Source organism: Candidatus Aminicenantes bacterium (assembly GCA_026393855.1).
Lineage (GTDB): Bacteria > Acidobacteriota > Aminicenantia > Aminicenantales > UBA4085 > UBA4085.
Genome location: JAPKZJ010000068.1, coordinates 24688 through 50336 on the forward strand (window position 1 = coordinate 24688; position 25649 = coordinate 50336).

A 25649-nucleotide genomic window follows, 5' to 3' on the forward strand; every position below is an offset into this window, starting at 1 on the left:
CGGCCCCGCCCGCGCCGATCAAGCCCGCGGGTAATGGCCGCGGCGTCGCAGCTCGAAGAAGCAGCGAGCGGTGGCCTCGACGTCGAGGGCCGCGTCGTGGGCGCCTTCGTAGCCCGCCTCGAAGAGGAATAGATACAGCTCCTCCAGCTTGGGCCATTTATATCCATAGGGCCCGGGGATCTTGAGAAGGTCGGTTGTCGTCTTCATCGTGCAGAGCCCGGGCCGCTCGAAGAGCCGGCTGGGCAATTCCGCCCGGATGAGCTCGGCCCCGACGACATTGCGGTCATACTCGAGATTGTGGGCGATGACGGCGTCGAAGGGCGAATCCAAGGCTCGGGCGAAAAGCCCCAGCACGTCGCCGACCGCGTTCCCTTCCGCCAGAGCCCGTTCGTGGCTGATGCCGTGGATCCGGGTCGAGTCGGGCGGGATCAGAAATCCGTCGGGCCGGACCATGCGGCATTCGGCCGCCTCGAGGCGGCCGAATGCGTCATAGACCGCCCAGGCCAGCTGGACAAGGCGAGGCCAGCCGTCCACGTCCCGGACGGAAAGATTGCGGCGGATGGGCAGGCCGGTCGTCTCGCAGTCGAAAACAAGGAATCCGCTCATGAATTTCCGAGCCCTAATTTGTCACGCTCGGAGAAAATTGGCAAGCCAAAAAATCGGGCGACCGTGAAGCGAATCAAAATTTCTTCCTGGCCAGAGCGACTTCCCCCTGAAGCGAGATCGTGACAATGAACAGGTTGTCGTACTCCGTGTCGGGAATGTCCGGAACCGGCGTTGCCCCTAAACCCTTGATGATCAAGGGCAAAGTGTTCGAATGGCCGACCACCAGGATGGACTCCCCTTTGTGTTCAAGGATCCGATCGACCAGCTCCTTGATCGATGTTTCCGCGATCCCGCCCGGGGCGGACCTGTCCGCGGTCATAGCCACGACGAGCGGCATCACACCCAGGGCTTCGGCCAGAGGGCGGGCCGTCTCTGCGGTACGCTGATATTGGGAAATAAAAATGGTCGTGACGCCGAGCGGACCCAAGAGGCGGGCCAACTCCGCCGCCCGGGCTCGGCCGGCCTCAGTCAGGGGCGGATCGTCTGGAGGCGAGGCCCGCTTCTCGGCATGCCGGACCAGATTGATCGTCGTCTCGGGAGTCTGCGACTGGGCCCATAATCCGGCGGCCGCGGCCAGGGCTATGGCGACGATCGGGATGGCAACGGAAAGCGCCCGAAGAGCGCGCTTTCGTTTTCTGTTCATGATCGGCCTCGTTTGCTCCCGGCATCGAGAGAGCGCTCCTTTTCTCTCATTTTTCGGGCTCGATTTCAACCTCTCGGCAACACCTCTCGGCGGCTAAGCGCCGCCGCGCGTCCGGAGCGCCGGGGCTCCGAGTCCTCCCCCGCCGGAATCCACCCGGTTGGTGGGCAGGTAGAAAACGGTTGACGCAGCGACGGCAGGTCGGAATAATTCCGGGGAGCGATTCCTTCCGGAGGCAATCTTTGAAGCTGGTTTCCTGGAACGTCAACGGACTGCGGGCCGTCCTGCGGCGGAATTTTCTCGCCTACTTGGCCGAGGAACAGCCGGACGTGCTGTGTCTCCAGGAAACCCGGGCCGAGCCCGACGAGGTGGAGGCGCTTTGGCCCTCCGCCTATAAGATTTTTTGGAATCCGGCCCGCAAGAAAGGCTATTCCGGTACGGCCCTCTTGACCAAGCTTTCTCCCCTCCACATCGGCTTCGGGATCGGCCGGCCCGCGCACGACTCCGAGGGCCGGGTGCTGACGGCCGAGTTCGACGATTTCTTCGTGGTGAACGTCTACGTGCCCAATTCCCAACGCGAGCTGACTCGGCTGGCGTACCGTCAACAATGGGATGCCGATTTCCTGCGGTATCTCAAGAGGCTGGAGCGGCGCAAGCCGGTCGTCTTCTGCGGCGACTTGAATGTGGCCCACACGGAGATCGACCTCGCCCATCCCAAGGCCAACGAGGGCAACCACGGCTTCACCCCCGAGGAGCGCGCCGGCTTCAGCGCTCTCATCAAGAGAGGCTTCGTGGACACCTTCCGCGAATTCGAGCCCGGCGGCGGCCATTACACTTGGTGGAGCCCGATGCCCGGTGTGCGGGCCCGGAACGTGGGATGGCGGATCGACTATTTCCTGATTTCGGCGGCGCTGCGGCCGCGCCTCAAGCGGGCGTTCATCCGAGCCGACGTGCTCGGATCGGATCATTGCCCGGTGGGCATCGAGTTGGACTGACTCTCGGAGTCTTCAATGCGACGGCCTGATCAAAGCGGCAGGGCGACGAGCGAGAATGGATCGACCCGGGCCGAGAGAATCCGCACGCTCCAATGGAGGTGCGGCCCCGTCGAGCGCCCCGTGCTGCCGACCTCGGCGATGGCCTGCCCCTTGCGGACGGCGTCGCCGCGCTTGACCAGCAGCCGGTCGAAGTGGCAGCAGTAGGTGAACACGCCCCGGCCGTGATCGATGATGACCGTCCAGCCGGAATAATAAAGGCGGTTGGCCAGGACGACCCGGCCCGAGTTGGGGGCCGCGGCCTTCGTCCCGCGGGGAGCGGCGATGTCGATCCCGGAATGAACCGACCCCAAGACCTTGTTATAAAGCCTCTGCTGGCCGAAGTTGGGGAACGGCTCGAACGCGGGAAGCGGCGACTGGAACGGCCCTTCGGCCAGCCAATCGGGTGAGACGCGGCCCAGGACCTCGGCCACAAGCTCACTTTCGCGGCGAATCGTCTCCAGCAGCGCCTTGGGCGGGGTGGTCATAGTCGACGACACCTGAAGATTGGTCGAGGGGAATTCCTTGGACGCCACGACCAAGGGTATCTCCTGGAAAGCCGTCGTGCCGTCCGCGCGCTCGATCTTGACTTTTAGCGCCATCGGCTGCGCTTTCCTGCCGAGATCGATCCCCAGAAGGGCCAGGGGCGTCCCTGCACTGTCTGTGGCAGGCTCCAAAACGCGAACCTGGTCGCCCAGGGTCAGGGTGACCCGTTTGACGGCAGCATCGTCTTTCAGTCTGGCCAGAATGGCCTCGCCAGGCTGAAGGGAACGGAAGGAGAGGACGAAGGGAGCTTCGGCCGGAGCAAGCGTTTGAACCGCCGCCGAGGAAGCTCTTTCCTGAGCCGGGATCAAGCCGGCGAACGCGGCCGCAAGGAAGGCCGCAGCGATCGCCGCGGTTCGGAGGATCGACCGCCTCATGCCGCCCCGCCCTTGCGCAGGACGCGGCCGGGAGCCGCCCCGGTGTGCCGCCCTTCCGCGATGACGGGCCTTCCGTTGACAAGGACATGGGTGACGCCGGTGGGATATCGGTGCGGGTCTTTCCAGGTGGCGTTGTCTGCGATCGCGGCCGGGTCGAAGACGACGATGTCGGCGAAAGCGCCCGGCTTGACGATCCCGCGCCCTTCCAGCTTGAACTTCGCGGCCGCCGCCGAGGTTATTTTCTTAACGGCCGTCTCCAAGCTGAAAAGCTTGTCCTCACGGACATATTTGCCCAGGACGCGCGGGAAGGTGCCGAAGCCGCGCGGATGGGGCTTGCCTTGAGCCAGGATTCCGTCCGTAGCCCTGACCGAGCTGTCCGATCCGATCAGGACCAGGGGATGGGCCAGGATCCGCTTCAGGTTGTCCTCGTTCATCATGAAGATGACCGTATCCACGTTGTCCCGTTCCTCCACGATCAGGTCGCGCATGAATTCATACGGCCGCTTCCCCGCCCGCTCGGCGGCCTGCAAGACATCCAAGCCCTCATAAGCTTTGTTCTTCTCGCCGACGACACCCGAGATCACCACCTTATCCCAGGAGCCGAGCTTGCGCTCGCGCTCGGCCGTATATTCGCGCAGGCGCTTGTCCAGCTTCTCGTCCTTCAGCCGGGCCAGGAACTCGTCGGTCGTGCCTTGGCGGGCCCAGGCCGGGAAATTGATGTCCAGCCCGGTCGAGCCGGCGATATAGGGGTATCGGTCGGCCGTGACATCGATCCCCTCCGCCCGGGCCCGCTCGATAAGGCCAAGAACCTCGTCGATCTTGCCCCAATTGCGCGGAAAAGCCGTCTTCAAGTGCGAGATCTGAAGGGATGCCCCGGAAGCCCGAGCGGCAGCGATCGCCTCCTCCACCGCCTCCGCCAGGCGGTCTCCTTCGTCCCGTAGATGCGTCGCATAGACGCCGCCGCGGGCCGCCACCATCCGACAGAGGGCGATGATCTCGTCCGCCGTGGCGAAGCCGCTGGGCGTATATTCCAGCCCGGTCGAAAGTCCGAACGACCCGGCCGCCAGATCCTCGGCTAGGAGCGCTTTCATCCGTTCCATCTCCTCCGGCTTGGGCGGGCGGTCGTTGAAGCCCATAGCCGCCCCGCGCAGAGAGCCGTGGCCGGACAGGGTGGCGAAATTGAGGGCTGTGCCGCCCTTCTCCAGGCGGGCCTGCAGTCCTTTGAGGTCGCGCCAATCCACCTCCACCGCGTACTGGGCTTTGGCGTTGCTCCGGACCTCTTCCAAAACCGATTCGGCCAGGGGGAAGAGCGACGATCCGCACTGTCCGCTGATCAGCGTCGTCACCCCTTGGCGGACGGCGCTCTCGGCCCTGGGATCGGCCATCAGGGCGAGGTCGGTGTGATCGTGGACGTCGATGAAGCCCGGGGCGACGGCCAGCCCTTTGGCCTCGATGACGGCTCTACCCCGCGAGGCGGGAATGCGGCCGACGGCCTTGATCATTCCACCGACGAGGCCGAGATCGGCGGCCGTCGCCGGCCCGCCCAGGCCATCGTAGACGAGCCCCCCTACGATGACGAGGTCGAAAGCTTTTCCGGTCGCACAGCCCTGCAGAAGCGGACCCGCTCCGGCCAGGGAGGCGGCGGCGGCCGCCGCTCCCGTCCGACGAAGAAACTGCCTGCGGCTGATCGTTTGGGCCATGCGCGGATCTCCTTTCCAGTTCGACAACGCCGGCCGGTCAATCCCGTATCCGGCCATGGGACATCTCCCGCTCGATCGCCGCCAGCGTCCGCTCCGTCGCGCCCGACAGGGAGTCCAAGGTCGCCCGGGCCTTCCGCCCCATCGCCCCGGCTTCGACGGTGCCGGCCAGCTCGAACATCGCTTTCAGATCGCCGTCGGTTCGAACGATCCGCGCCCCCCCGTCGAGCACGAAGGCCTCGGCCAGGGCGGCAAAGTTGTCCATATGCGGGCCGAAAAAGATGGGCTTGCCGTAGAAGGCGGGTTCGAGCAGGTTCTGTCCGCCCCACTCGATCAGGCTGCCGCCGATGAAGGCGGCGTCGGCCAGGGCGTAGAAGCGGGCCAGTTCGCCGATGGTGTCGAGGAGCAGCACGTCCCAGGCTTCGTTCGGACGGAGGCACGATTTCCTTCGCAGCGACAGGCCCTCGACCAGGCGGTCCTTCTCGAGTCCCGCAAACTTATCGGGGTGGCGCGGCGCCAGGACGAGCCGGATCGGACGGCCGTTTCGCCGGGCGGCCCGAAATGCCTTCAGAAGGGCCTGTTCCTCGCCAGGGTGGATGGAGCCGGCGACGACAAGGAGGTCGCTCTCCGCGAGGCCGAGCGCCGCCCGGGCGGCGGCCGCTTCCTCGGGTCCGAGAAGCGGCAGGCGGACTTCGCACTTCAAGTTTCCGGCAACTTCGATCTTCCCGACTGGGAGGCCCGCCTCGACCAGCCGCGCCCGGTCGCGCTCGGTTTGAACGAGAAATCGGGTCACGGGCTTCAGCATCCGGCGGATGAGAATCCTAAGCTTCTTCATGCGGGCGCCGGTCCGGGTCGAGACGCGGCCGTTGACGACCAGGACGGGGAGCCGCCGGCGCTCGGCCTCACGCAGGAGGCGGGGCCAGAACTCGGATTCAGCCAGCGCCAGGCACGACGGGTCGAGGCGGCGTATCACCCGCCTGACGCTGAAGCGGAAATCCAGCGGGACGAAGAAAACGAGGTCCGCCGCGCCGAGCTTCTCCCGAGCCATCCGGTGGCCGGATTCGGTCAGGACGGAGACGGCCAGGAGCCACTCCGGATGGCGGGCCTTGATCGCAGTCGTCAGGCTCTGAAGCGACAGGACCTCGCCCACCGATACGGCATGGATCCAGAGGAGCGGACGATCCGGCGGGCGGTCGGGAAGCCTGCGCCCCAACCGCTCGGCTAACCGGAGCGGATCGCCGCGCCGCAGGCGGAGTCTCACGGCATAAGCCGGAAAGACGATCGCCAAGGCCAGCAGCAGGAGGAGCGAATACAGGGCGTACACGGCTTCGAATATACCCGAAAGCCGTCGGGCGAGACAACCGATATAAATCCTTGCGTTCGTTGATTTCGCATGTTAAAATATATCGGAAAAAACAAACCCGTTCGATACCTCGGGCTAAAGCCCGGGGTATTTATAGGGTTAGTACTGAGCGGTGCTTATAACCCCGATTTGAAAATCGGGGTTTGGCGGCGCGAATGTATCAATAAGACTCCACATTCAAAGGATTTGATCACTATGGCCGACGAAAAAGAAAAAGCCGCCAAGAACAAGAAGCTCAACAAGATGAAGGCGGCCGATCTCGACAACAAGCTCAACGAACTGAAGACAAGCCAGGGCGGACTCCAATCCAAGTATGCCCATATGATCCTCCAGCGCAAAAAAACGCTGGGTAAATAAGCTTTCTTGTCGCCCTTAACCTTCCCCTGCGGGTCCCGGTATATTGATCCGGACCCTGCTTTCTGTTAGGATTATCAACGATTTAAAGGAGATACACGTGCTCGCAAAAGAGAAAAAAAGCACCATCGTCGGCGCCCACAAGCGCCACCCGGAAGACACAGGGTCCACCGAAGTCCAGGTCGCGCTGCTGTCCGAACGCATCAGCCAGCTGTCGCACCACCTGATCGCGTTCAAAAAAGACCACACCTCACGCCACGGCCTGCTGGCGCTGGTCAGCCAGCGCAAACGCCTCTTGGGCTTCCTCAAGAGGGAGGATGTCCAACGCTACGAACAGCTCATCCTCAAGCTCGGCCTGCGCAAGTAACGGACGCACCCAACCATGTCCCATACTCTCAGTCTGGAAATCGGGAACCGCATTCTATCCATCGAAATCGGTAAAATGGGGAAACAGGCCGACGGCTCGGCCTTCGTCCGCTACGGCGACACGGTCGTGTTCGTCGCCGCCACCTCCAAGAAGGAGCCCCGCGAGGACAAGCCCTTCCTGCCCCTGGTCGTCGACTACCGCGAAGCCACCTACGCCGCCGGCAAGATTCCCGGCGGATTCTTCAAGCGCGAAGGGCGCCCCACGGAGCGCGAGATCCTGGTCAGCCGTCTCATCGACCGGCCCGTCCGCTCGCTCTTCCCCGAGGGCTACTTCAACGAGACCCAGATCGTGGCCATGCTTCTCTCGGCCGACCTGGAGAACGAGCCCGACACCCTGGCCCTGATCGGCGCCTCGGCCGCCCTCTGCCTGTCCGAGATTCCCTTCACCACCCCGATCGGGGCCGTTAAGATCGGCCGGCTGGAGGACCACTACGTGGTCAACCCCACCGCCAAGGAGCTCGAACAGAGCCCCCTCAACCTGCTCGTGGTCGGCACCGAACACGGCGTCACCATGTTGGAAGCCGCCGGCCGCGAGGTCGACGAGGAGCTCATCATGGCCGCGCTCGAGGCGGCCATGGAGCCCATCCGCCGCATCATCGCCGTCCAGAAGGAAGGCATGGCCAAGCTCGGCATCCAGAAGCGGCCCTTCACGCCCAAGCCTCTCGACGAGGCCAAGCGGGCCGAAATCGAAGCCGCCTTCGGGCCGGCCCTCAAGATCGCCATCCGGACGACGGGCAAGCTGGCCGCCGAAGCGGCCGTCTCCAAGGTCCAGGCTGATCTCTTGGCCGGCATCCCGGAGGAGAACGAGGACGAGCGCAAATCGGCCAAGTCCCTGTTCGAAAAGCTGCAGGAAAAGATCACCCGCAAGATGATCATCGAGGAAGGCGTCCGGGCCGACGGCCGGGCCTTCGATGAAATCCGGCCGATCACGATTGAGACCGGCTTCCTGCCCCGGACCCACGGGTCGGCCCTCTTCACCCGGGGCGAAACCCAGGCCATGGCCACGGTCACCTTGGGCACGACCGTGGACGCCCAGCGCATCGAAGGGATGGGCGAGGAAACCCAGAAGCGGTTCATGCTCCACTACAACTTCCCGCCCTTCTCGGTCGGCGAAGTCGGCTTTCTGCGAGGCCCCGGCCGGCGCGAGATCGGCCACGGCGCCTTGGCCGAGAAGGCCATTCTCCCCGCCATCCCGAGCGACGACACCTTCCCCTACACCATCCGGATCGTCTCCGACATCCTGGAGAGCAACGGCTCCTCCTCGATGGCCACGGTCTGCGGCGGCGTGCTGGCCCTGATGGACGCCGGCGTCCCCCTGACCATGATCCCGGCCGGCATGGCCATGGGCCTGGTCAAGGAAGGCGATCGCCATGCCGTCCTGACCGACATCGCCGGGGGCGAGGATCATTTCGGCGACATGGACTTCAAGGTCGCCGGCACGGAAAAGGGCGTCACCGCCGTCCAAGTGGACCTAAAGATCGAAGCCATCTCGCTCGACATCTGCCGCGAGACCTTGATGAAGGCCCGCGACGCCCGGCTCCGGGTTCTGCGGACTATGAAGGAAGCCCTCCCGGCCCCGCGGCCGGACATTTCCCCCTTCGCCCCGCGCATCTTTTTCATCTACGTCAACCCCGAAAAGGTCGGCGAGATCATCGGACCGGCCGGCAAGGTCATCAAGCGGATCGTGGCCGCGACCAAGGCCAAGATCGACATCGAAGAATCCGGGCGCATCGTCATCGCCAGCAACGACGTCGAGGCGGCCGAGCGGGCCAAGCAGATGATCAACGACATCACGGCCGAAGCCGAGGTGGGCAAGACCTACACCGGGCGCGTCGTCCGGATCGAGGAATACGGCGCCTTCGTCGAGATCATGCCCAATCTGGTCGGCCTGATGCACGTCTCGGAGATCAGCCACCAGCGGACTCGCAGTGTGGGCGACGTCCTCCAGCTCGGCCAGACCATCGAGGTCAAGGTCCTCAGCGTCGAGGACAACCGGATCCGGCTGAGCATGAAGGCCCTGACCGATCCGCCCGAGGGATTCGTCCCCGAAGCTGGACGGCCCGAAGGCGAGGCGGGCGGCTATCGCGGCCGTCCGTCCGGCGATCGCGGCGGAGACCGCGGCGGCCGCCGCAACCGGTATTAAAAACAGATCAAGGAGGCGCGCGCCATGCGCAGCTTCTTCCGTCGGCGGGCGGGTTTCACCCTCGCCGAGATGACGGTGGCGGCGGCCATCCTGGCCATCCTGGCCGGGGCCGCCCTGCCGTTGGCCAAGACGGCCGTCAAGCGGGAGAAGGAGATCGAGCTGCGGCGCAGCCTGCGGGAGATTCGGGAGGCCATCGACGCCTACAAGAAGATGGCCGACGAGAAGAAGATCGAGGTCGGCGAGGCCAAGGACGGCTACCCGCTGACCCTGGATGTCCTGGTCAAGGGCGTCAAGCTTCTGGCCGCGACCCAAGCCGCCGGCCCGACGGCCGGGCGTTCCGAGGGCAAGGGCGAGGGCCGGATCATCAAGTTCCTCCGCCGCATTCCCGTCGATCCCATGACGGGGACCGCGGTTTGGGGGCTGCTTTCGTCCCAAGACCCGCCGGACGCGACGACCTGGGGCGAAGAAGATGTCTACGACGTCTACACCCGGGCCCGCGGCACGGCCATCGACGGGACCAAGTACAGGGACTGGTGATAACGGGGGACTCATGCGGGAAAAAGGCTTCACCCTGATCGAGATGATCATCGTCTTTACCATGATCGGGATCCTGGTCGGCCTGGCCCTGCCCCAGTTCAAGAACGCCGCCACTAAGGCCCGCGAATCCACGCTCAAGGAAGACCTCTTCACGATCCGCAAGCTCATCAGCCAGTATTTTACCGACAAGTCCAAGTACCCCTCGTCCCTGCAGGCTCTCGTCGACGACGGCTACCTGCTCAAAAAGCCGGTCGACCCGATGACCGGCAGCGCCGACACCTGGATCGAGGTGAGGGAAGAGCCCAAGGCGGACGAGATCGAGCCTGGATACGTCCCCGGCATCACCGACGTCCACTCGGGCTCCGAACGGGTCGGCCTGGACGGAACGGCCTACAACACCTGGTGATGAAACGCCAAGCCGGATACACCTTCATCATCCTGATGGCCATGATCACGGTCCTGGCCATCGGCCTGCTGGCCGCGGTGCCGGTCTGGAAGACCCAGATCCAGCGCGAAGCGGAGGAGGAGCTCATCTTCCGGGGGCGGCAATATGTCGAAGCCGTCCGGATCTATCAGATCAAAAACCCGGGCAAGTTCCCGGCCTCGATCGATGACCTGATCAAAGCCCGCTGCCTCCGCAAGCCTTTCCCTGATCCCATGACCCGCGACGGCAAATGGGACTTGATTCTGCAGGCCGATTCCGCATCCGGAGGAAACCAGGCTTCCTCGGGACGCGGGGCTGCCGCTCGCACCGGACAAGGGACCAGTGCGGCGGGCCGTCCCGCCGTCAACCGCATCTTCGTGGTGCCCCAGGAATCGGTAAGGTCGGTGGAGAACGCCCGCATCCTCGGCGTGGTCAGCCGCTCGACCAAGACTTCACTGCGCATCTACAACGACCGGGATACCTACGACGCCTGGCTGTTCTTTTACGGCCAGAGCCCGGACTCGGAGCCGGAAATCATCCGCTTCGGACGGACCGATAAATGAGCGGTCCGTCGATCTTCATCGTCGCCGGCGAGAAATCGGGCGACAACTACGGCGCGGCCCTTCTCACGGCCTTCCGGGCCGGTCATCCGGAGACCACGGCCTTCGGGGTCGGGGGCTCGGCCCTGCAGGCCGCGGGCCTCGAGCGGCTCTACCCGATGGAGGACCTGGCCCTGATGGGCCTGGCCGAGATCGTCGGCCACCTGCCCCGCTTGCGCCGACTCTTCCGTTCTCTGGAAGCGGAAGTCCGCCGCCGGCGGCCCGACGCGGCGGTCCTCATCGATTCGCCCGATTTCAATCTCCGGCTGGCGGCCCGCTTGAAGAAGCTGGGCGTCCCGGTGCTCTACTATGTCAGCCCCACGATTTGGGCCTGGCGGCCGGGGCGGATCAAGACGATCCGCCGCAACATCGCTAGGATGATGCTTATCTTTCCGTTCGAAGAGAAGATCTACGCCGAGGCGGGCGTGCCAGCCCGATTCATCGGCCACCCCCTGCTCGAGCGCGTCCGGACGGAAAAAGGCCGCGACGAAGTCCGGGCCGGCCTGGGGGTCGAGCCGGGCCGCCCCCTTGTCGCCCTCCTGCCGGGCAGCCGCCGGGGCGAAGTGGCCCGCCACATGCCGACGCTGATGGAGGCCGTGCCGCGGATCGCGGCGGCCACGGGCGCCCGCTTCGCGTTGATCAAAGCCGAAGACCTGGACGAGGGCTTCCTGCGCAGCTTCATCCCCCCCTCTCTGGTCGGGCTGACCGTCGTCGACCGGTCGCCTTACGACGCCATCGCCGCCTCCGATCTCGCTCTCTCGGCCTGCGGCACCGCCAACCTGGAGGCCGCCCTGCTCGGCGTTCCCCTGATCGCCTTCTACAAGGTCTCCCCCCTGACCTATTTGCTCGGCGTCAAGCTCATCCGCATCCGGCTCTTCAGCATCGTCAACATCCTGGCCGGGGAGCCGCTCGTGCCAGAGCTCATCCAGAAGGACTTCACGGCGGCCCGCCTGGCCGATGCGGCGATCGAATGGCTGGGGTCCGCGGAGCGCAGGGACCGGATGAAAGTCCGCTTCGCCGACATCCGAGCCGGCCTGGGCGGACGGCCGGCCTCCCTCAATGCGGCTCGGGAATTATCGGATCTCCTGAAACAGACGAAGCGCGAAGCCCCGCCCGTCTGAGGCTCAGCGGGTTCGCGGCAGTTGGGGCAGGATATCCCGTTCGGCCCGCCGGAAATCGTCGATGGTGTCGATCTCGATGGCCAGCGCGTCGCCGATGTCGACGGCCATGATCGTGCCCCCGGCGTCGATCATGGCCTGGAAGGCGGCTTCGTAAAAGACGTTGACCTGGCCCTCGGCCACGACCTTGCGCTCCATGGCCGCGAACAGCCGTTCCATGGCGGCAGGAGAGAAAACCTCGATCCCGATCGATTCCCCCGCGGCCAAGTCCGGCGGCACATGCTTGCCGATCATCCGCACATGCATGAGGTCGTCGACCTCGACCTTGATCTCCTCCTCCCCCAGCTCGCGCCCGGTCTTGACGGCCAGCCCGGCCGGAGCGTCCGCCCCCAGCACGGCCGGAAGAACGGAGGGGTCGAAGAGGATGTCGCTGTCGAGAAGCACCATACCTTCCCGCCGGACCGCTTCGCGGGCCAGCCAGAGGGAGTAGATGTTATTGGTGGAGGCGTAAACGTCATTGCGGATGAAGGTCGTCTTCAAGCCGGCATGATTCGCCCCGACATAGCGGCGGATCTGGTCTTCCAGGTAGCCCGTGACGATGACGATGTCGCGGATGCCAGCCGCGGCCAGGTTGTCGAGGGTTCGGCCAAGCAGAGTGCTGCCGCCGAGCGGAAGCAGGCATTTCGGCGTGGCGTCGGTCAGCGGCCGCAGCCGCGAGGCGATCCCGGCGGCCAGGATGACGCCCTTCATTCGATCGAGCTCCCCTCCAGGTGGATGTCGATTCGGGCCTGGATGAGAAACAGCACGGCGGCGGCGACATTGAGGACCACGATCATCATCCAGAAATAGATGTCCATCCGGCCAAATAGGATGGCGGCAATCAGGAGGACGATTTGGGTGGTGGATCCAAGAAACGTCCAGCCGCGCATGATGGCCTTGTTGGCGGTCCGGAAATCAGCCGCCGCGACCCGGCGAAAGGGGCTGTCCGGCTGCCAGCGCATAGTCAGCCGCCGCTGCAGCTCCAAATAGCCCAGATAGAAGCTGATGAACGAGCGGCGGATCGAATGCCGACCCGAAGCGCGCAGGCCTTCCCTTTCGACCTTAAAGCTATGGTAATCCTCGTTCTCGTATGCGGGGAAGCCGTTGACCACGTTGAGGAAGCGGTTGCGGTAGTAATCGATGAGCATGGAGTGGAAGACGTTGCTGGCCACGGCGGCCGCCATCAGGAGCCACCAGCGGCCGTCCTTCCAGCCCTCCGGCTGCAGGCCCATGGCGACGCCGAGGTAGACCGCGAATCCGGTGATGTAGTCCACCAGGCCGTCCAGCAGCCGGCCCATCCGGGTGCCGTTCTTCTTCAATCGGGCCAGCTGGCCGTCGGCGCAATCCAGGATGACCGACCCGGCGTAGAGCAGGGCGCCGGCGATGACAACATCACGATTGCCGAGCCCGAAGCATACCCCGGCCGCGACACCCACCGAAATCGAGAAGAGGGTGATCTGGTTGGGCGTGGTCTTGGTCCTGTAGATGGCCTTGACCAGGAGATACGCCAGCGGCCGGAAGAGATAGAGATCGAAAATCTCCTCGACCTCAACCATCTTGAGGGACCGTTTGAAGTCCGCAAATAGGCTCACCGCAGTCTCTTCTCCGCGGCGAAGGCGGCCAGGGCGGCGGCCAGGGCCTGATTCTGTTCGCGGGTGCCGATGGTGATCCGGACGCAGTAGTCCAGGAACGGCTCGTTCTTGAAGAACTTGATGATCAGGCCTCGCTTGGTCAGGTCGTCTTTGAGGGCGTCTTTTTGGGCGGGCGGGATGTCCGCCAGGATGAAGTTGGCGTTGGACCGATAGGCCTTGAAACCGGGGATGCGGTTGATCTCCCGGTAGAGCATCTCCTTGTCCTCGATCATCCGGGCGCTGATGCCATTGTAATATTCGGGCGAGTCGAGGGCGGCCAAGGCCAGCCGTTCGGAAAGCCTGTTGTAGCCCAAATAGCGGGCGCTGAACTGGGCCAGCTGGGTCAGGCCGCGGCCCATGAAGGCATAGCCGATGCGGATCCCGGCCATGGCGAAGAACTTGGAGAAGGTCCGGATGATGATCAGGTTGGGGAAGTCGTTGATCAACTCCTTGACATAGTTGGTCCGGGTGCCGCCGAAGCCCCAATAGGCCTCGTCCAGCACCACAATGCTGCCGACGAGCTCGTGCAGGACCCGGCGCAGGTCGGCCGTTTCGAGCGAGTTGCCGGTCGGATTGTTGGGTGAGCTGATCAGGACGACCCGGGGGCCGTGTTGGCGGGCCAGGCGGAGCAGCCCGTCCACGTCGTAGACGAACGAGTCGGGACCCGGGAGCATGGGGTACTCGACCGTGAACCCGCCCTTCTCGGCAGCGATGGCCTTGTAGTACCACCAGGAGTGGGTCGGGATCATGATCGTGTCGCCCTTGGCCAGGTAGCAGTGGACGGTCTGCTTCAGAAGATCCTCCCCGCCGTAGCCGAGCAGGACGATGGATTCGGGGACACCGTATTCCTTGGCCAGCCGCTCCGACAGGGAGCTCTTGACGCCGCGGGCGAAATCCTTGGAATACCAGCTCATCTGCTCGAGAGTGGCGGTCCGGAGGACTTCGTAGCAAGCCGGAGCCGGGCCGTAGTTGTTCTCGTTGCGGTCCAGATAGATAATGTCTTGGGCCAAGTTCTCTCTCCCTCGGGGTTGGGTTCACAGGGCTCGCGCCCGACAATCGGCGCGGCCAAGCGGGAAATTATACCCCTTCGCCGGGAGAGGGTCAACGCGCCGACGGCCGCCTTGGCCTCAACGGCGCGGCAGGGCGAAATCCAACCGGTCGAAAAGCTTGAGCTTGAATTCCGCGGCTATCCCCGCCTTGAGCTCCAGGACATAGAGCCCCGGCCGGGCCGGGGTCGTGGAGGGGCAGGGATCGCGGGGGCAAGGTTGGACGTCGGCGGCGATATGAACGATCCGGTGGTCGCGATCAAGCCAGACCATGTCCAGCGCCACCAAGGTGTTTTTCATCCAGAACGAGTGGATGCCCTCGGTGTCGAAGACAAAGAGCATGCCTTGGTCGGGCCCTATCCGGGGCCGGCCCATCAGGCCGCGGGCCCGCTGGGCCTCGGTAGCGGCCAGCTCGGCGGTGATCGAGCGCCCGTCGGGCATATAGACCTTCAGGAACTCAGGGCCGTTTTGGGCAGAGAAGACAGGCGCGGCAACGGCCAGGGCGGCCAAGACGATCAGGGCCGGTATCTTTTTCACGCGGGACCTCCTTGGATCATGGGCACGAAGCGGACCGGGATCAGGATGCGTTCCTCGAAGCCGCCTGCCCGCCTCCGGATCAGGACGAGATCTTGGTGGGCCGAGCCGACGGGAAGGATGAGACGGCCGCCCGGGGCGAGCTGGTCGCGGAGCGCCGGCGGCACGGCGGCCGGCGCGGCCGCCGCCAGGATGGCGTCGAAAGGCGCCTCTTCCGGCCAGCCGCCGGATCCGTCGCCCTCCCGGAACCGGACGTTTCGGTATCCCAGTCCCCCGAGGACACCGCGGGCCCGCTCCAGAAGAGGGCCGACCGTCTCGATGGTGAAGACTTCGGCCGCCAACTCGGCCAGCACGGCCGTCTGGTAGCCGGAGCCGGTCCCGATCTCCAGGACGCGTTCGTTCCCGGTTAGGCCCAAGGCTTCGGACATATAGGCCACGATGTAGGGTTGGGAGATCGTCTGCCCATAGCCGATGGGCAGAGGCTCGTCGGCATAGGCCGCGCCGCGCGTAGCTTCAAGGACGCATTCGTGACGGGGGACTTTCCTCATCGCGGCCAGAACGCGCGGGTCGGCGATGCCCCGGGCCTCGATCTGGTCCGAGACCATAGCCTCGCGGCGGTCGGCCCATTCCTGATCTACGGAGCGGCTCATGAGCCGTGGAGCTTCAGTACGCCCGGGCGAAGAGGGCCGTGGCCTGGCCCGGCTGGCCGCAACAGATGCAGCCCCCCGTCACGGGAACGCCGTCCAGGGCCAACGGGATGACCCGGATCGTGGCCATGGTTTCGGTCTTAATCTTGTCTTCGCAGGCCTCGCCGCCGCACCAGGGGGCCTGGATGAAGCCGCGCTTGGACTCCAGGACTTCCTTGAACTCTTCATAGTTGGACGCGGTTCGGGTATTCGCGGCCACGAACTCGCGGGCCTGGCTCAAAAGGGTCGCCTGGATCTCGTCGAGCAGGACCGGTAGGCGCGTCGACAGAGCGTCCAGGCTGACGAACTCTTTGCTCTTGAGATCGCGCCGGACAAGCACGGCCTGGCCGGACTTGACGTCGCGGGGGCCGATCTCGATCCGCACCGGGACGCCCCGCATCTCGTATTCGGAATACTTCCAGCCCGGGGTGAATTCCTCCCTGGCATCCAGGTCGACCCGGAATCCGGCCGCCCGCAGCGTATCCCGGACATTCTGGGCGACCGGCAGGACGGTGTCCTTCCAGTTCGCGGCCGGAATGGGGACGATGACCGCCTGGATCGGCGCGATCCGGGGCGGCAGGCGCAACCCGGAGTCGTCGCCGTGGGCCATGATCAGGGCCCCGATCGTCCGGGTGGTCATGCCCCAGGAGGTCTGCCAGACGTATTGGATCGTCTGATTGCGATCCTCGAACTTGATGTCGAAAGCCTTGGAGAAATGCTGGCCCAGGTTGTGCGAAGTGCCCATCTGGAGGGCCTTGCCGTCCGACATGAGCGCCTCGATGGCGTAGGTCATGCTGGCTCCGGCGAACTTCTCACGCAGGGTCTTGCGCCCGGCGATGACCGGGACGGCCAGCTCGGTCTCACAGAATTCCTTATACATGTCCAGAATCTTCAGGGTTTCGGCTTCCCCCTCTTCGGCCGTTTCATGGCAGGTATGGCCTTCCTGCCAGAGGAACTCGGTCGTCCGCAGGAACGGCCGAGTGACCTTCTCCCAGCGGACGATGTTGGCCCACTGGTTGTAGAGGACGGGCAGGTCGCGCCAGGATTTGATCCATTTGGAGTACATGAACCCGATGATGGCCTCCGAGGTCGGGCGGACGGCCAGCTTTTCTTCCAGCTCTTCCTTGCCGCCGATCGTGACCCAGGCCACTTCGGGCGAGAAGCCCTTGACGTGTTCGGCTTCCTTCTGCAGGAAGCTTTCGGGGATGAACAGCGGGAAATAGGCATTGACGTGGCCCGTGTCCTTGATCCGGCGGTCCAGTAAGCGCTGGATGTTCTCCCAGACGGCGTAGCCGTACGGGCGGATGACCATCATCCCCTTCATCGGGGTGTAATCGGCCAACTCGGCTTTCTGAACGACCTCGAGGTACCAGCGGGAAAAATCCTCTGTTTTCGGGGTAATTTGGCGGACCAAACGCTCGTCTTTGCTCATGGAGGGCTCCAAGGAGGAAAATGCTCGGTCATTCTAGACCCGGCCGGCCGGGTTGTCAACCAAGCCAGGGGGGGAGGGCCTGGAAACGGTTTTTCACCCTTTTCATCACCCTTGGGGGTGATTGACCACCCGGGAGGGTCATGTCATTCTATACCCGCCAAGGAAGTAAAGGATCTTAGAGGAACTCGAGATGATGAAAAAATGGCCCGCGGACGAGGCCTCCGACCTGACTGAAGGAGAGAGAGGGTTCAGCTTCCCCCTCCCCACCCAGGTCGAGGGCACGAACGCCAGAGGGCTGGAGTTCAGCGAAGGCACCGTCCTGACGTTTATCAACCACCAGGGATCGACCTTCAGCCTTAAAAGCCCGGTGGCCATCGGGGCCCGCCTGAAGCTGGTCATCGACCTGCCGGAGAAGCTGGCCGAAGATAAGAGCCTCAAGCTCGCAATCAAGGGCCGGGTGGTCATGGTCGAAATGAAGCGGAATCCGGCCGCCGGCCAAAAAGTGACCGTTCACTTTGACAGCCGCTACATCATCAAGCCGGATGCCTGAGGACCGCATGGACAAACGCGAACGAGCCTTCGAGCTCGATCTGCCGACCGTAGTCAGAGGCCGCGACGCCAGGGCGGAGGACTTCGTCGAGCCGGCCCGTTTGGCCTCGGTCAGCGCCGAGGAAGCCCGGTTATGGCTGAAATCGGCGGTGGAGCCGGGAGCCAAGCTCCTGTTCTCCATGGCCGTGCCGAGGACGACGTTCCTGGGCTCGTCGTTCCGCCTGTCCCTCTCGGGCACCGTCCTGGACATCCATCCGTGCCCCTCGGCGGGCCGTCCCGAGCGGCTCGTCAGCCTGCGGCTCAATCCCGGCTTTCGCGTCACCCCCAACACCGCCTGAGGCGGCGTTTCGCCCCTTCTCTCACCGGTTCGATACATTTGCGGCGCCGAATCCCAGTTTTCAAATCGGGTTTATAAGCGCCGCTCAGCATTAACCCCATAAGTACCCCGGACTCGGCTTCCGCCCCGGCGGTTCGACGACGGGGTTGCAGTCCTCCCTCGCGAAGCGAATGAGGACGGGCCGAAGCCCGGGGTATCGAGCGGGTTTATTGACACGCCCGGGGTGTTCGAATACGATACAGTCAGATGATCGAACTCCCATGAAGGGGCCTGTATGAACAAAAAGAAACCCACTCCCGCCGTCGCGGCCGCCAGCGTCAAGGTTTTGGTTTATTGCCCCTCCGACCTGATTCTGTCCGGAATCCTCAAGGCCATCGAGGCCGATCCCGAGATCGAAGTCGTCAACGTCGAAAAGACGACTATCGATTCGCTCATGCAGACGCTCCGCCTGCTCAAGCCGAATGTCGTCCTCTTCGCCAGTATCGAAACCCTGCCCAATATGCGCGAGATCTGCAAGGCCATCCGGGAGGCCTCCAAGGACCCAATCAAAACCCAGATGCTCATCCTGGGCAACATCCCGTCGCACGAGGAGATCGTCGGCCTCATCAACGTCGGGGCCCGGGGCTATTTCGACCTCAACGATCAGGCCCATCAGTTGCCCGAGGCCATCCGGGTGATCGCCCGGGGCGAGATCTGGCTGCCGCGGGACAAGATGAGCAGCATCATGGACCGCATCATCGCCGTCGTCGGCCGCGACATGAAGGAAAAGACCCTCGACCAGCTCACTCCGACCGAGTTCCAGGTGCTGAAGCTCATCGGCCAGGGCCGGAGCAACGACGAGATCGCGGCAACCCTGTTCATCAGCAAAAACACCGTCCGCTCCCATATCAAGAGCATCTACGCCAAGCTGGACACCCACAGCCGCCTTCAGTTGGCTCTCTACGCCATCAACTCGGCTTTGTTTTAATCCCATCCGACAAGGGAAATGCCCCATGACGAAAACCGCAGCCAAGAGCAAGCCCCGGAAACGCCAGACCGCCGCCGCAGCCGCCGCCGCAGCCGCCGCCGCCGAACTGAACCGCCGCCGCGAATGGCGGTTCTACCTGCCCCTGCGGGCCGTCGTCGAGGGCCGCCTGCCCCAGGGCAAGAAATTCAAGGAAGAGGCCACCCTGGAGAACATCAGCTCGACCGGGGCGTACCTTTGCCTGGACTCCGGCGTGATTGTCGGGTCTAAAATCCACCTGGTGATCGAGATTCCGCCCAAGGCCACCGACGGCAAGAAGGTCAAGCTCCGCATCGGCGGCCTGACCATCCGCCTGGAGAAGCCCGACAAAAAAGCTAAGAAACAGGGCGTCGCCGTCCGTTTCGACAAAGACTTTGAGTTCGAAGCCAAGTCCTAAACGAACCGTCATGCTGCGAGTCGGCCTGACCGGCGGCATCGCCTGCGGCAAAACCGTCGTCGCTTCCGTCTTCGAATGCCGGGGCGCGTATCTCCACCGGGCCGACCAGGCCTCCCATCGTCTGATGAATCCCGGCGGGCCCGCCTGGACCGCGGTCAGGGATCGTTTCGGAGCCCGCATTGTCCGCACCGACGGGACCATCGACCGCAAGGTCTTGGGAGCGGTCGTCTTCCGGGACGCCAAAGCCCGGCGCGACTTGGAAAAAATCCTGCACCCCCTGGTCCTTGCGGACCTGCGGGCCGCCGCCGCCAAGGCCGAGACGAGCGGCGGCGTCCGCATTTTCGTCTCGGAAGCGGCCTTGATCTACGAGACGGGGTTGGAGAATTTCTTCGATCGGGTGGTCGTGGTCAAGTGCGATCGCCGGACGCAGACCAAGCGGCTCATGGAGCGGGACGGCCTGACCAAGGCCGAGGCCGAGCGCCGACTGGCGGCGCAGATGGATCCCGCGGCAAAAGCCCGCCGGGCCGATTACGTGATCAATACTTCGGGCGCCTTGGAAGAGACCCTGGCCCGGGCCGAAGCGGTATACACGCTTCTCTTGGACGAGTCCGCCTCCGCTAAACGAAAATAATCCCGAGTAGCCGGATCATATTTCCTTTAGCTTTTCTCGTTTGTCTAATTCTCAAGTTCTTCAGAAATGGCTGTTTTCTTAAATTGGGCGAAGAGCATGGGGGTGAGCGCCGATGCGGTCGCTTCGCAGTCCTCGTAACGACCGGCGCCTCGCCCGTCGTCGCGAGGGCGGAAATTTCGCCCAAGCGGAGCCGCATTCCAATTTCTCTTATTGGTCTTACCCCTCCTGCCTCCCCTATAACAGGGGAGGATTCGTCATGCGGCTCCGAAAGGTGCGGCCCGGAAAGAGGCCGGCCGGTGAGGATGTCTGAGTGGACCGTACAAAGACCGTAAAATCAATGCGGGACGCGAGTTCCGAGCCGCCGAGAAAAACGAGACGCCACGGCGCAAAAATTTCCGCCATAGCGAACCCCCTTGTCTCGAGCCTTGAATCAAGGGTTCTTGCGTAAGTATCGGCTTAGGACTTTGATTCCTTGAGAGCGGCCGCGAGCAGCGGGATGAGAATCTCGTGCGGGCCGACAAAGTAATAGCCTTTCCCCTTCTTCCCCAGCGGCCGCTTGGTCACGTTCTCGGACGGCCGGTAGTGGCGCATGAAATCGAAGACGGCGGTGGAAAAGCCGTCCAGCTTGTGGCCTTTGTTACGGACCAAGGAGACGGCCTTGAGAAAGACTTCGGGCAGGAGGACGGCCGATCCGACGTTGAGGTAGACGCCGCCGCCGTTCATCTCTTTCACCAGCCCGGCCAGGCGGAAGAAATCCCGCAGCGAGGCCTGGCCGATGGCCTCGCCGCTGGCCTGGGGATGGACATGGATGATATCGGTCCCGATGGCCACATGGACGGTGACCGGGATCTTCAAGCGGGCCGCGGTGCCCAGCAGGCTCGAGTCGCGATGGGGAAACTTCGATCCGGCGATCATCCGGCCGACGGATTCGCCGAGCCCCAGCCCCGCCGCGGCGCCCGACCGGATGGCCACGTTCAAAAGCTCGCCGGTCTCCTTGGCCATGCCGAAGCGGCCGTCGCGGATGCGGGCTTCGACATCCTCGGAGGTGCGGCCGGCGAAGGCGATTTCGAAGTCATGAATGATGCCGGCGCCGTTGAGGGCCAGCCCGGACACCCATCCCTCCCGCATCAAGTCCAGGATGATCGGGCTCAATCCGACCTTGATGACGTGAGCTCCCATGCCCCACACCAACGGCTTGCCCCGGTCGCGCCCGGCCCGGCAGGCCGCCACGAAAGCCCGAAAGTCCGCCGCCGCCAAGAAGCCCGGCAGGGACTCAAAGAATTCGGCGACGGACGCGCCCGGCGCCAGGGGGCGGGCAAAATCAGCCAGGCCGACCTTGCTGGGCCGGGAGCGGAGGGGGTAGGTGCGGATGCCGTCTGGAGTCAGGGGGCGGACGATACGGGCCATGGGATATTCCTCCGGCGTATCGGGAAGAGGCGGAGCCTCGGGACAGGACCCGGTCATTCGGACGGGATGTTCTTCAGCTCCTGGCCGCAACGGAACTTGATACGCTTGCCTTCGGTGATGTGGATCTGCTTCTTGCGGCGGATATCGCGGCCGTAGCCGGTCTTCTTGGCCATGACCTTGAAACTGCCGAAGCCCCGGATCTCGACCTTTTCCTTCTTGGCCAAGGCGTCCTTGAGGGCATCGAGAATGGCTTCCACAATCAGAAGGGATTTCGCCGCATTGAAGCTGGACTTCTTCTCGATGGCCAGGGCTATATCGTTCTTGATCATTGAAATCTCCTGCGTGGAAAGCCTTACTTTAGTTTTTCGCCCCCCAAATGTCAAGACTCCCGCTCGGCTCGGTTGACTTCCGCTAATGCCCTTTCTATAATGGAATCAGCGTGAAGACATCCGAGCAAGAACACTGACATGGCCAAGCGCGGGCGTGAACTGCAGTTCGCCACCCACCAGCTGGTAGGGGTCTTTCTGGGCCTGATCGCGCTGTGCGCTTTCGTCTTCCTCTTGGGCATCTCCATGGGCAGCAAAAAGACGTCCCTGGCCGCCAAGGCTGGGGAGAAAACAGCCAAACCGGCCATACCCGCCGGAACGATCCAGTCCGAGCTCGACGCCCATGCGCGCAGCGCCGGTCCCGAAGCCAAGCCCGGCGCGATCGTGCCGAAGGCCGACCCCCCGGCTGTGAAATCGGGGGCCGCCGCTCCCGCATCCGGCCCCGGCGAGAAGCCGGCCGTTAAGCCTTCTGATAAGCCTGCCGATAAGCCCGAGAACAAGCCCCTGGATAAACCGGCCGCCAAAACGACCGCGCCTTCGGCCGAGGTCAAGAAGCCGGCTCAAGCGCCCGCCGTCACGGCCGGCGTATGGTACGTCCAAGTCGCCGCCGTCGACGAGAGGGCCGCGGCCGAATCGGTCGCCCGCAAGCTGGAGAAAGACGGCTTTCCGACTCTCGTGCTGGATCCGTTGGCCCGGGACAAGAGGACGGTCTATCGCGTCCGCGTCGGTCCCTACGAAAACAAGGCCGAGGCCGACAAGGCCAGGATCAAGCTGGCCGAAGCGGCCAAAAAGAAGAACGCCGACTATTTCCTGGTCAAGGGCTGACCGGTCTTCCGCCGGCGTTGAGGCCATCCCGCATGACGAACGATCCCAAATCCGGCCGGCTGGCGGTGATTGACCTGCTCGGCGCGGCGGCCTCGGGAGCGCTGACCGCCCTCGCCTTCCCCAAGCTCAACCTGATGTTCTTCGCCTGGATCTCGCTCCTGCCGCTGCTCTTCCTGCTGGTCAAAGCCCGGCCGCGCCAGGGCCTGGTTCTGGGCTGGGTTGCGGGCGCTTTTTTCTATGGCCTTCTCCTCTACTGGATTCCCAACGTCCCGGCCCACTACGGGAATCTTCCGATCGTCGTCAGCCTGCTCGTCTATCTGCTTCTCATCCTGCTCCTGGCATCGACTTGGGCCCTCTTCGGCCTCGGATTTGCGATCCTCCGCCGCCGGCTGGGTGAAACCGCGTTCTTCGTCGCGCCGTTTCTCTGGGTCGCCCTGGAGTACGGCGTCACCCATGTCCTGACGGGCTTCCCTTGGGGCCTTCTGGGCTTGAGCCAATATAAAAACACGGCCTTCATCCAGGTCGCCGCGGTCACGGGCGTCTATGGGGTGTCGTTCCTCCTGGTCATGTTCCAATCCTTGTTCGCCGGTTCCATCACCCATATGAAACGCCTGCCGTTCGCCTTCGGCACGATCGCCCTAGCCGCCGTGCATGTGGCGGGATTTCTGGGCCAGGCCAAGGTCGTGCCCGGCCCCCAGACATTCCGGGCCGCGGTCATCCAGGGCAACGTCTCGCCGGACATGGATTGGAACGGCGCCGGGGCCGATAAGATCATGGCTCTCTTCGAGGAGCACATGGATCTGACCCGGCAGGCCCGTGACCAGGGCGCCAAGCTCATCGTCTGGCCCGAGCTGTCCGTACCCCTGTGCTTCAGCTGCGACGATTCCTTTCATGACCGGCTCGAGGCCATCCTGACCAGGTTCGTCCGGGAATCGGGCGCGAGCCTACTGCTGGGCACCATCGAGACGTCGGGCGAACCCGACGCGCGGCGATTTTACAACTCGGCTCTCCAATTATCGCCGGACCGGGCCGTTTCCAAATACGCCAAGATGCACCTCGTGCCCTTTGGGGAATACATCCCCTATCGCCCGATCTTCGGGTTCGTCGAGCGGCTGGCTCCGGCGGTCGGCGCCCTGACGCCCGGCCGAGGGCGGACGCTGCACTCCTTCCGCGACATCCCCTACGGATCGCCGATCTGCTACGAGATCGCCTTCCCAGACGAGGTCCGCCGCTTCGTCAAGAACGGGGCCCGTTTCCTGGTCACCATCACTAACGACGGCTGGTACGGAGCCACATCGGCCCCCTACCAGCACTTCGCCCAGGCCGTCTTTCGGGCCGTGGAGAATCGCCGCTTCGTCCTGCGCGCCGCCACGACCGGAGTCAGCGGCATCATCGACCCCTTCGGCCGGGTCGTAGCCCAGAGCGAAGTCGGCGTTCGGACTTTCCTGGCCGGCGACGTGACGCCGCAGACCGAGACCACCTTCTATTCCCGCTACGGAGACGCCTTCTCCGTCGCCTCCGTGGCGATTGCGGGCCTTTCCCTAATCCTAGCCCTCATCAAGAGACGCCCATGACCCAGCAAAACGCGGCCACTTCCGGCCATTTCAACGACCTCGAGGCCAAAGCCCGAGTCCTTTTCACCAAGTTCGAAGAGCTGCGCGCCTTTTTCGACTTGGCCTCCCGGCGAACCGAATTCGAGGCCCTGACCAAAGAGCTGTCCGACCCGGCCGTATGGGGCGATCAGAAGCGGTCCCTAACCCTGCAGCAGAGCAAGAAGCGGCTGGAACGCGAGATCCAGTTTCTGGCCAGCCTCTATGGCAAGAAAGACGACATCGACGTCCTGCTGGAGCTGGCCCGCGAAGGCGAGCCGGTCGACCAGGACTTCGAGCAAGCCGTCGCCGCCTTCGCCAAGAATCTGGAAGAGGCGGAGCTCCAGGCCCTGTTCTCCGAAACCGACGATCCCCGCAACGCCATCCTGACCATCCACCCGGGGGCGGGCGGAACCGAATCGCAGGACTGGGCCTCGATGCTGCTGCGGATGTACCTCCGCTACGCCGAGCAGAAAGGCTGGAAGGCCGAGGCCCTGGACGTGACGCCGGGGGAAGAAGCGGGCATTAAAAGCGCCACCATCCGGATCGAGGGCGATTTTGCCTTCGGCAACTTAAGCCAGGAGAACGGCGTCCATCGGCTCGTCCGCATCTCTCCGTACGACGCCGCCAAGCGGCGCCATACCTCCTTCGCCGCGGTCTTCGTCTATCCCGAGGTCGACGACGATGTCGAAGTCGCCATCAGCCCCGATGATCTTAAGATCGATACCTACCGGGCCGGCGGCAAGGGCGGCCAGCACGTCAACACCACGGACTCCGCGGTCCGCATCACCCACATGCCCACCGGCATCGTCACCCAGTGCCAGAACGAGCGGTCCCAGCACAAGAACAAGGCCGCCGCCATGAAGGTCCTCAAAGCCCGCCTCTACGAGCTCGAGCAGCGCAAGAAGCGGGAGAAGATCGACAAGATGGAGGACGCCAAGACCGAGATCGCCTGGGGCAACCAGATCCGTTCCTATGTCCTCCACCCCTACCGGATGATCAAAGACCTCCGAACGCGGGTCGAGACCGGCGACACCGAGCGGGTCCTGGACGGGGGCTTGGACGAGTTCGTCAAGGCCGCCCTCTTCCTGCGGAAAAAGCCGGCCGCCTAATTATTCAGGTCTTCTCCCATCTCCGGGAAACGCAGTCCGGGGTATTGGCCCGGCGGCTTCGGGCTCTTCTCGCCTTTTCCCACAGCTCGTCTCGGCACATGCAGCCGAAGGCGCTAACCGGCTCCCTCCTTGGAAGGAGGGGCTGGGGAGGTGATATCAATAAAATCAAAAGTGTTCGGCGCCTTCGGAATTAAGGATCTTACGGAACTGCGCATTCGAGATCATCCGGTCTTGGAGATCACCCACT

Annotated in this window: 29 protein-coding genes; 16 read left to right on the forward strand and 13 right to left on the reverse strand. The window is 64.0% G+C overall.

Translation table 11 applies throughout. The features are described from left to right. Positions 1–18: 18 nt before the first annotated feature. Together NTZ26_07285 and NTZ26_07290 are read right to left on the reverse strand one after the other, a co-directional pair. The gene (locus NTZ26_07285) at positions 19–606 is read right to left on the reverse strand and encodes a 3'-5' exonuclease (protein ID MCX6560302.1); all 588 of its coding nucleotides are present in this window, start codon (positions 604–606) and stop codon (positions 19–21) included. A gap of 73 nt (positions 607–679) precedes the next feature. Further along, a complete protein-coding gene (locus NTZ26_07290; GenBank protein MCX6560303.1) occupies positions 680–1249 on the reverse strand; it encodes a phosphoglycerate mutase family protein in 570 nt (189 codons plus the stop codon). Positions 1250–1488: 239 nt separating this feature from the next. Here NTZ26_07290 and NTZ26_07295 point away from each other — a divergent pair, with 239 nt between their 5' ends. Continuing rightward, entirely contained in the window at positions 1489–2241 is a 753-nt protein-coding gene (locus tag NTZ26_07295) for an exodeoxyribonuclease III (GenBank protein ID MCX6560304.1), read from the forward strand. Between the two features lie 29 nt (positions 2242–2270). Here the strand turns inward: NTZ26_07295 and NTZ26_07300 are convergent, their stop codons facing one another. From NTZ26_07300 to NTZ26_07310, 3 genes are read right to left on the reverse strand one after another with little or no spacing between them, the layout of a single operon-like run. Next, the gene (locus NTZ26_07300; protein MCX6560305.1) at positions 2271–3197 is read right to left on the reverse strand and encodes a M23 family metallopeptidase; all 927 of its coding nucleotides are present in this window, start codon (positions 3195–3197) and stop codon (positions 2271–2273) included. Further along, positions 3194–4897, reverse strand: a complete 1704-nt coding sequence (locus NTZ26_07305; protein ID MCX6560306.1) for a D-aminoacylase — start codon at positions 4895–4897, stop codon at positions 3194–3196. The genes NTZ26_07300 and NTZ26_07305 overlap by 4 nt, the downstream gene beginning before the upstream one ends. A gap of 37 nt (positions 4898–4934) precedes the next feature. Beyond that, positions 4935–6218: a hypothetical protein gene (locus tag NTZ26_07310; GenBank protein MCX6560307.1), complete on the reverse strand. Its 1284-nt coding sequence runs from the start codon at positions 6216–6218 to the stop codon at positions 4935–4937. A 234-nt stretch (positions 6219–6452) separates the two neighbouring features. Between NTZ26_07310 and NTZ26_07315 the strand changes: the two genes are divergently transcribed. The 7 genes from NTZ26_07315 to lpxB all read left to right on the forward strand — a co-directional run bounded on the left by NTZ26_07315 (position 6453) and on the right by lpxB (position 11861). Then, positions 6453–6614, forward strand: coding sequence for a hypothetical protein (locus NTZ26_07315; GenBank protein ID MCX6560308.1), 162 nt, complete (start codon positions 6453–6455; stop codon positions 6612–6614). Positions 6615–6711: 97 nt separating this feature from the next. Further along, positions 6712–6978 (forward strand): 30S ribosomal protein S15, encoded by a 267-nt coding sequence (gene rpsO, locus NTZ26_07320; GenBank protein MCX6560309.1) that lies wholly within the window; start codon positions 6712–6714, stop codon positions 6976–6978. A 15-nt stretch (positions 6979–6993) separates the two neighbouring features. Continuing rightward, positions 6994–9180 (forward strand): polyribonucleotide nucleotidyltransferase, encoded by a 2187-nt coding sequence (gene pnp / locus NTZ26_07325; GenBank protein ID MCX6560310.1) that lies wholly within the window; start codon positions 6994–6996, stop codon positions 9178–9180. Between the two features lie 24 nt (positions 9181–9204). After that, positions 9205–9717, forward strand: coding sequence for a prepilin-type N-terminal cleavage/methylation domain-containing protein (locus tag NTZ26_07330; GenBank protein ID MCX6560311.1), 513 nt, complete (start codon positions 9205–9207; stop codon positions 9715–9717). Between the two features lie 13 nt (positions 9718–9730). Next, positions 9731–10123 carry a prepilin-type N-terminal cleavage/methylation domain-containing protein gene (locus NTZ26_07335; GenBank protein ID MCX6560312.1) on the forward strand — a complete coding sequence of 131 codons (393 nt, stop codon included), beginning with the start codon at positions 9731–9733 and terminating at the stop codon, positions 10121–10123. Then, complete coding sequence (locus NTZ26_07340; protein MCX6560313.1) at positions 10123–10704, forward strand: type II secretion system protein; 582 nt, start codon at positions 10123–10125, stop codon at positions 10702–10704. Before NTZ26_07335 ends, NTZ26_07340 begins: the two co-directional genes overlap by 1 nt. Beyond that, positions 10701–11861 (forward strand): lipid-A-disaccharide synthase, encoded by a 1161-nt coding sequence (lpxB, locus tag NTZ26_07345; protein ID MCX6560314.1) that lies wholly within the window; start codon positions 10701–10703, stop codon positions 11859–11861. The genes NTZ26_07340 and lpxB overlap by 4 nt, the downstream gene beginning before the upstream one ends. A gap of 3 nt (positions 11862–11864) precedes the next feature. Here the strand turns inward: lpxB and NTZ26_07350 are convergent, their stop codons facing one another. From NTZ26_07350 to proS, 6 genes are all read right to left on the reverse strand, one after another. Next, positions 11865–12608, reverse strand: coding sequence for a phosphocholine cytidylyltransferase family protein (locus tag NTZ26_07350; GenBank protein ID MCX6560315.1), 744 nt, complete (start codon positions 12606–12608; stop codon positions 11865–11867). Then, on the reverse strand, positions 12605–13489 hold the full coding sequence (locus NTZ26_07355; GenBank protein MCX6560316.1) for a CDP-alcohol phosphatidyltransferase family protein: 885 nt from the start codon (positions 13487–13489) through the stop codon (positions 12605–12607). Before NTZ26_07355 ends, NTZ26_07350 begins: the two co-directional genes overlap by 4 nt. Beyond that, entirely contained in the window at positions 13486–14538 is a 1053-nt protein-coding gene (locus NTZ26_07360; GenBank protein MCX6560317.1) for a histidinol-phosphate transaminase, read from the reverse strand. The genes NTZ26_07355 and NTZ26_07360 overlap by 4 nt, the downstream gene beginning before the upstream one ends. 117 nt (positions 14539–14655) lie before the next feature. After that, positions 14656–15111, reverse strand: a complete 456-nt coding sequence (locus tag NTZ26_07365; protein ID MCX6560318.1) for a DUF192 domain-containing protein — start codon at positions 15109–15111, stop codon at positions 14656–14658. Continuing rightward, the gene (locus NTZ26_07370) at positions 15108–15758 is read right to left on the reverse strand and encodes a protein-L-isoaspartate(D-aspartate) O-methyltransferase (GenBank protein ID MCX6560319.1); all 651 of its coding nucleotides are present in this window, start codon (positions 15756–15758) and stop codon (positions 15108–15110) included. The genes NTZ26_07365 and NTZ26_07370 overlap by 4 nt, the downstream gene beginning before the upstream one ends. A 13-nt stretch (positions 15759–15771) precedes the next feature. Beyond that, complete coding sequence (proS, locus tag NTZ26_07375) at positions 15772–17226, reverse strand: proline--tRNA ligase (protein MCX6560320.1); 1455 nt, start codon at positions 17224–17226, stop codon at positions 15772–15774. Between the two features lie 190 nt (positions 17227–17416). Between proS and NTZ26_07380 the strand changes: the two genes are divergently transcribed. The 5 genes from NTZ26_07380 (at position 17417) to coaE (ending at position 20143) form a co-directional block, all read left to right on the forward strand. Then, positions 17417–17776 (forward strand): PilZ domain-containing protein, encoded by a 360-nt coding sequence (locus NTZ26_07380; protein ID MCX6560321.1) that lies wholly within the window; start codon positions 17417–17419, stop codon positions 17774–17776. A gap of 7 nt (positions 17777–17783) precedes the next feature. Continuing rightward, positions 17784–18113: a hypothetical protein gene (locus NTZ26_07385; GenBank protein MCX6560322.1), complete on the forward strand. Its 330-nt coding sequence runs from the start codon at positions 17784–17786 to the stop codon at positions 18111–18113. 273 nt (positions 18114–18386) lie between these two features. Beyond that, positions 18387–19079 carry a response regulator transcription factor gene (locus tag NTZ26_07390; GenBank protein MCX6560323.1) on the forward strand — a complete coding sequence of 231 codons (693 nt, stop codon included), beginning with the start codon at positions 18387–18389 and terminating at the stop codon, positions 19077–19079. 25 nt (positions 19080–19104) lie between these two features. Further along, complete coding sequence (locus NTZ26_07395) at positions 19105–19512, forward strand: PilZ domain-containing protein (protein MCX6560324.1); 408 nt, start codon at positions 19105–19107, stop codon at positions 19510–19512. Between the two features lie 10 nt (positions 19513–19522). Then, positions 19523–20143 (forward strand): dephospho-CoA kinase, encoded by a 621-nt coding sequence (coaE, locus tag NTZ26_07400; protein MCX6560325.1) that lies wholly within the window; start codon positions 19523–19525, stop codon positions 20141–20143. A gap of 456 nt (positions 20144–20599) precedes the next feature. On the opposite strand, the gene NTZ26_07405 is transcribed toward coaE, so the two are convergent. After that, complete coding sequence (locus NTZ26_07405; protein ID MCX6560326.1) at positions 20600–21550, reverse strand: hypothetical protein; 951 nt, start codon at positions 21548–21550, stop codon at positions 20600–20602. A gap of 53 nt (positions 21551–21603) precedes the next feature. Continuing rightward, positions 21604–21879: an HU family DNA-binding protein gene (locus NTZ26_07410; protein MCX6560327.1), complete on the reverse strand. Its 276-nt coding sequence runs from the start codon at positions 21877–21879 to the stop codon at positions 21604–21606. A gap of 138 nt (positions 21880–22017) precedes the next feature. Here NTZ26_07410 and NTZ26_07415 point away from each other — a divergent pair, with 138 nt between their 5' ends. From NTZ26_07415 to prfB, 3 genes are read left to right on the forward strand one after another with little or no spacing between them, the layout of a single operon-like run. Then, positions 22018–22701: an SPOR domain-containing protein gene (locus NTZ26_07415; protein ID MCX6560328.1), complete on the forward strand. Its 684-nt coding sequence runs from the start codon at positions 22018–22020 to the stop codon at positions 22699–22701. A gap of 32 nt (positions 22702–22733) precedes the next feature. After that, positions 22734–24275: an apolipoprotein N-acyltransferase gene (gene lnt / locus NTZ26_07420; protein ID MCX6560329.1), complete on the forward strand. Its 1542-nt coding sequence runs from the start codon at positions 22734–22736 to the stop codon at positions 24273–24275. After that, positions 24272–25402 carry a peptide chain release factor 2 gene (gene prfB, locus NTZ26_07425; GenBank protein MCX6560330.1) on the forward strand — a complete coding sequence of 377 codons (1131 nt, stop codon included), beginning with the start codon at positions 24272–24274 and terminating at the stop codon, positions 25400–25402. The genes lnt and prfB overlap by 4 nt, the downstream gene beginning before the upstream one ends. The last annotated feature ends 247 nt before the right edge of the window (positions 25403–25649 follow it).

Bases quoted from the DNA above. Each gene is read 5' to 3' on its own strand.
- NTZ26_07415 (MCX6560328.1), top strand. From the start codon at position 22,018: ATGGCCAAGCGCGGGCGTGAACTGCAGTTCGCCACCCACCAGCTGGTA.
- proS (MCX6560320.1), bottom strand. From the start codon at position 17,226: ATGAGCAAAGACGAGCGTTTGGTCCGCCAAATTACCCCGAAAACAGAG.
- pnp (MCX6560310.1), top strand. From the start codon at position 6,994: ATGTCCCATACTCTCAGTCTGGAAATCGGGAACCGCATTCTATCCATC.
- NTZ26_07350 (MCX6560315.1), bottom strand. From the start codon at position 12,608: ATGAAGGGCGTCATCCTGGCCGCCGGGATCGCCTCGCGGCTGCGGCCG.
- coaE (MCX6560325.1), top strand. From the start codon at position 19,523: ATGCTGCGAGTCGGCCTGACCGGCGGCATCGCCTGCGGCAAAACCGTC.
- NTZ26_07340 (MCX6560313.1), top strand. From the start codon at position 10,123: ATGAAACGCCAAGCCGGATACACCTTCATCATCCTGATGGCCATGATC.
- NTZ26_07285 (MCX6560302.1), bottom strand. From the start codon at position 606: ATGAGCGGATTCCTTGTTTTCGACTGCGAGACGACCGGCCTGCCCATC.
- lnt (MCX6560329.1), top strand. From the start codon at position 22,734: ATGACGAACGATCCCAAATCCGGCCGGCTGGCGGTGATTGACCTGCTC.
- NTZ26_07390 (MCX6560323.1), top strand. From the start codon at position 18,387: ATGAACAAAAAGAAACCCACTCCCGCCGTCGCGGCCGCCAGCGTCAAG.
- prfB (MCX6560330.1), top strand. From the start codon at position 24,272: ATGACCCAGCAAAACGCGGCCACTTCCGGCCATTTCAACGACCTCGAG.
- NTZ26_07300 (MCX6560305.1), bottom strand. From the start codon at position 3,197: ATGAGGCGGTCGATCCTCCGAACCGCGGCGATCGCTGCGGCCTTCCTT.
- NTZ26_07380 (MCX6560321.1), top strand. From the start codon at position 17,417: ATGATGAAAAAATGGCCCGCGGACGAGGCCTCCGACCTGACTGAAGGA.
- NTZ26_07395 (MCX6560324.1), top strand. From the start codon at position 19,105: ATGACGAAAACCGCAGCCAAGAGCAAGCCCCGGAAACGCCAGACCGCC.
- NTZ26_07290 (MCX6560303.1), bottom strand. From the start codon at position 1,249: ATGAACAGAAAACGAAAGCGCGCTCTTCGGGCGCTTTCCGTTGCCATC.
- lpxB (MCX6560314.1), top strand. From the start codon at position 10,701: ATGAGCGGTCCGTCGATCTTCATCGTCGCCGGCGAGAAATCGGGCGAC.
- NTZ26_07405 (MCX6560326.1), bottom strand. From the start codon at position 21,550: ATGGCCCGTATCGTCCGCCCCCTGACTCCAGACGGCATCCGCACCTAC.
- NTZ26_07410 (MCX6560327.1), bottom strand. From the start codon at position 21,879: ATGATCAAGAACGATATAGCCCTGGCCATCGAGAAGAAGTCCAGCTTC.
- NTZ26_07385 (MCX6560322.1), top strand. From the start codon at position 17,784: ATGGACAAACGCGAACGAGCCTTCGAGCTCGATCTGCCGACCGTAGTC.
- NTZ26_07370 (MCX6560319.1), bottom strand. From the start codon at position 15,758: ATGAGCCGCTCCGTAGATCAGGAATGGGCCGACCGCCGCGAGGCTATG.
- NTZ26_07335 (MCX6560312.1), top strand. From the start codon at position 9,731: ATGCGGGAAAAAGGCTTCACCCTGATCGAGATGATCATCGTCTTTACC.
- NTZ26_07305 (MCX6560306.1), bottom strand. From the start codon at position 4,897: ATGGCCCAAACGATCAGCCGCAGGCAGTTTCTTCGTCGGACGGGAGCG.
- NTZ26_07315 (MCX6560308.1), top strand. From the start codon at position 6,453: ATGGCCGACGAAAAAGAAAAAGCCGCCAAGAACAAGAAGCTCAACAAG.
- NTZ26_07330 (MCX6560311.1), top strand. From the start codon at position 9,205: ATGCGCAGCTTCTTCCGTCGGCGGGCGGGTTTCACCCTCGCCGAGATG.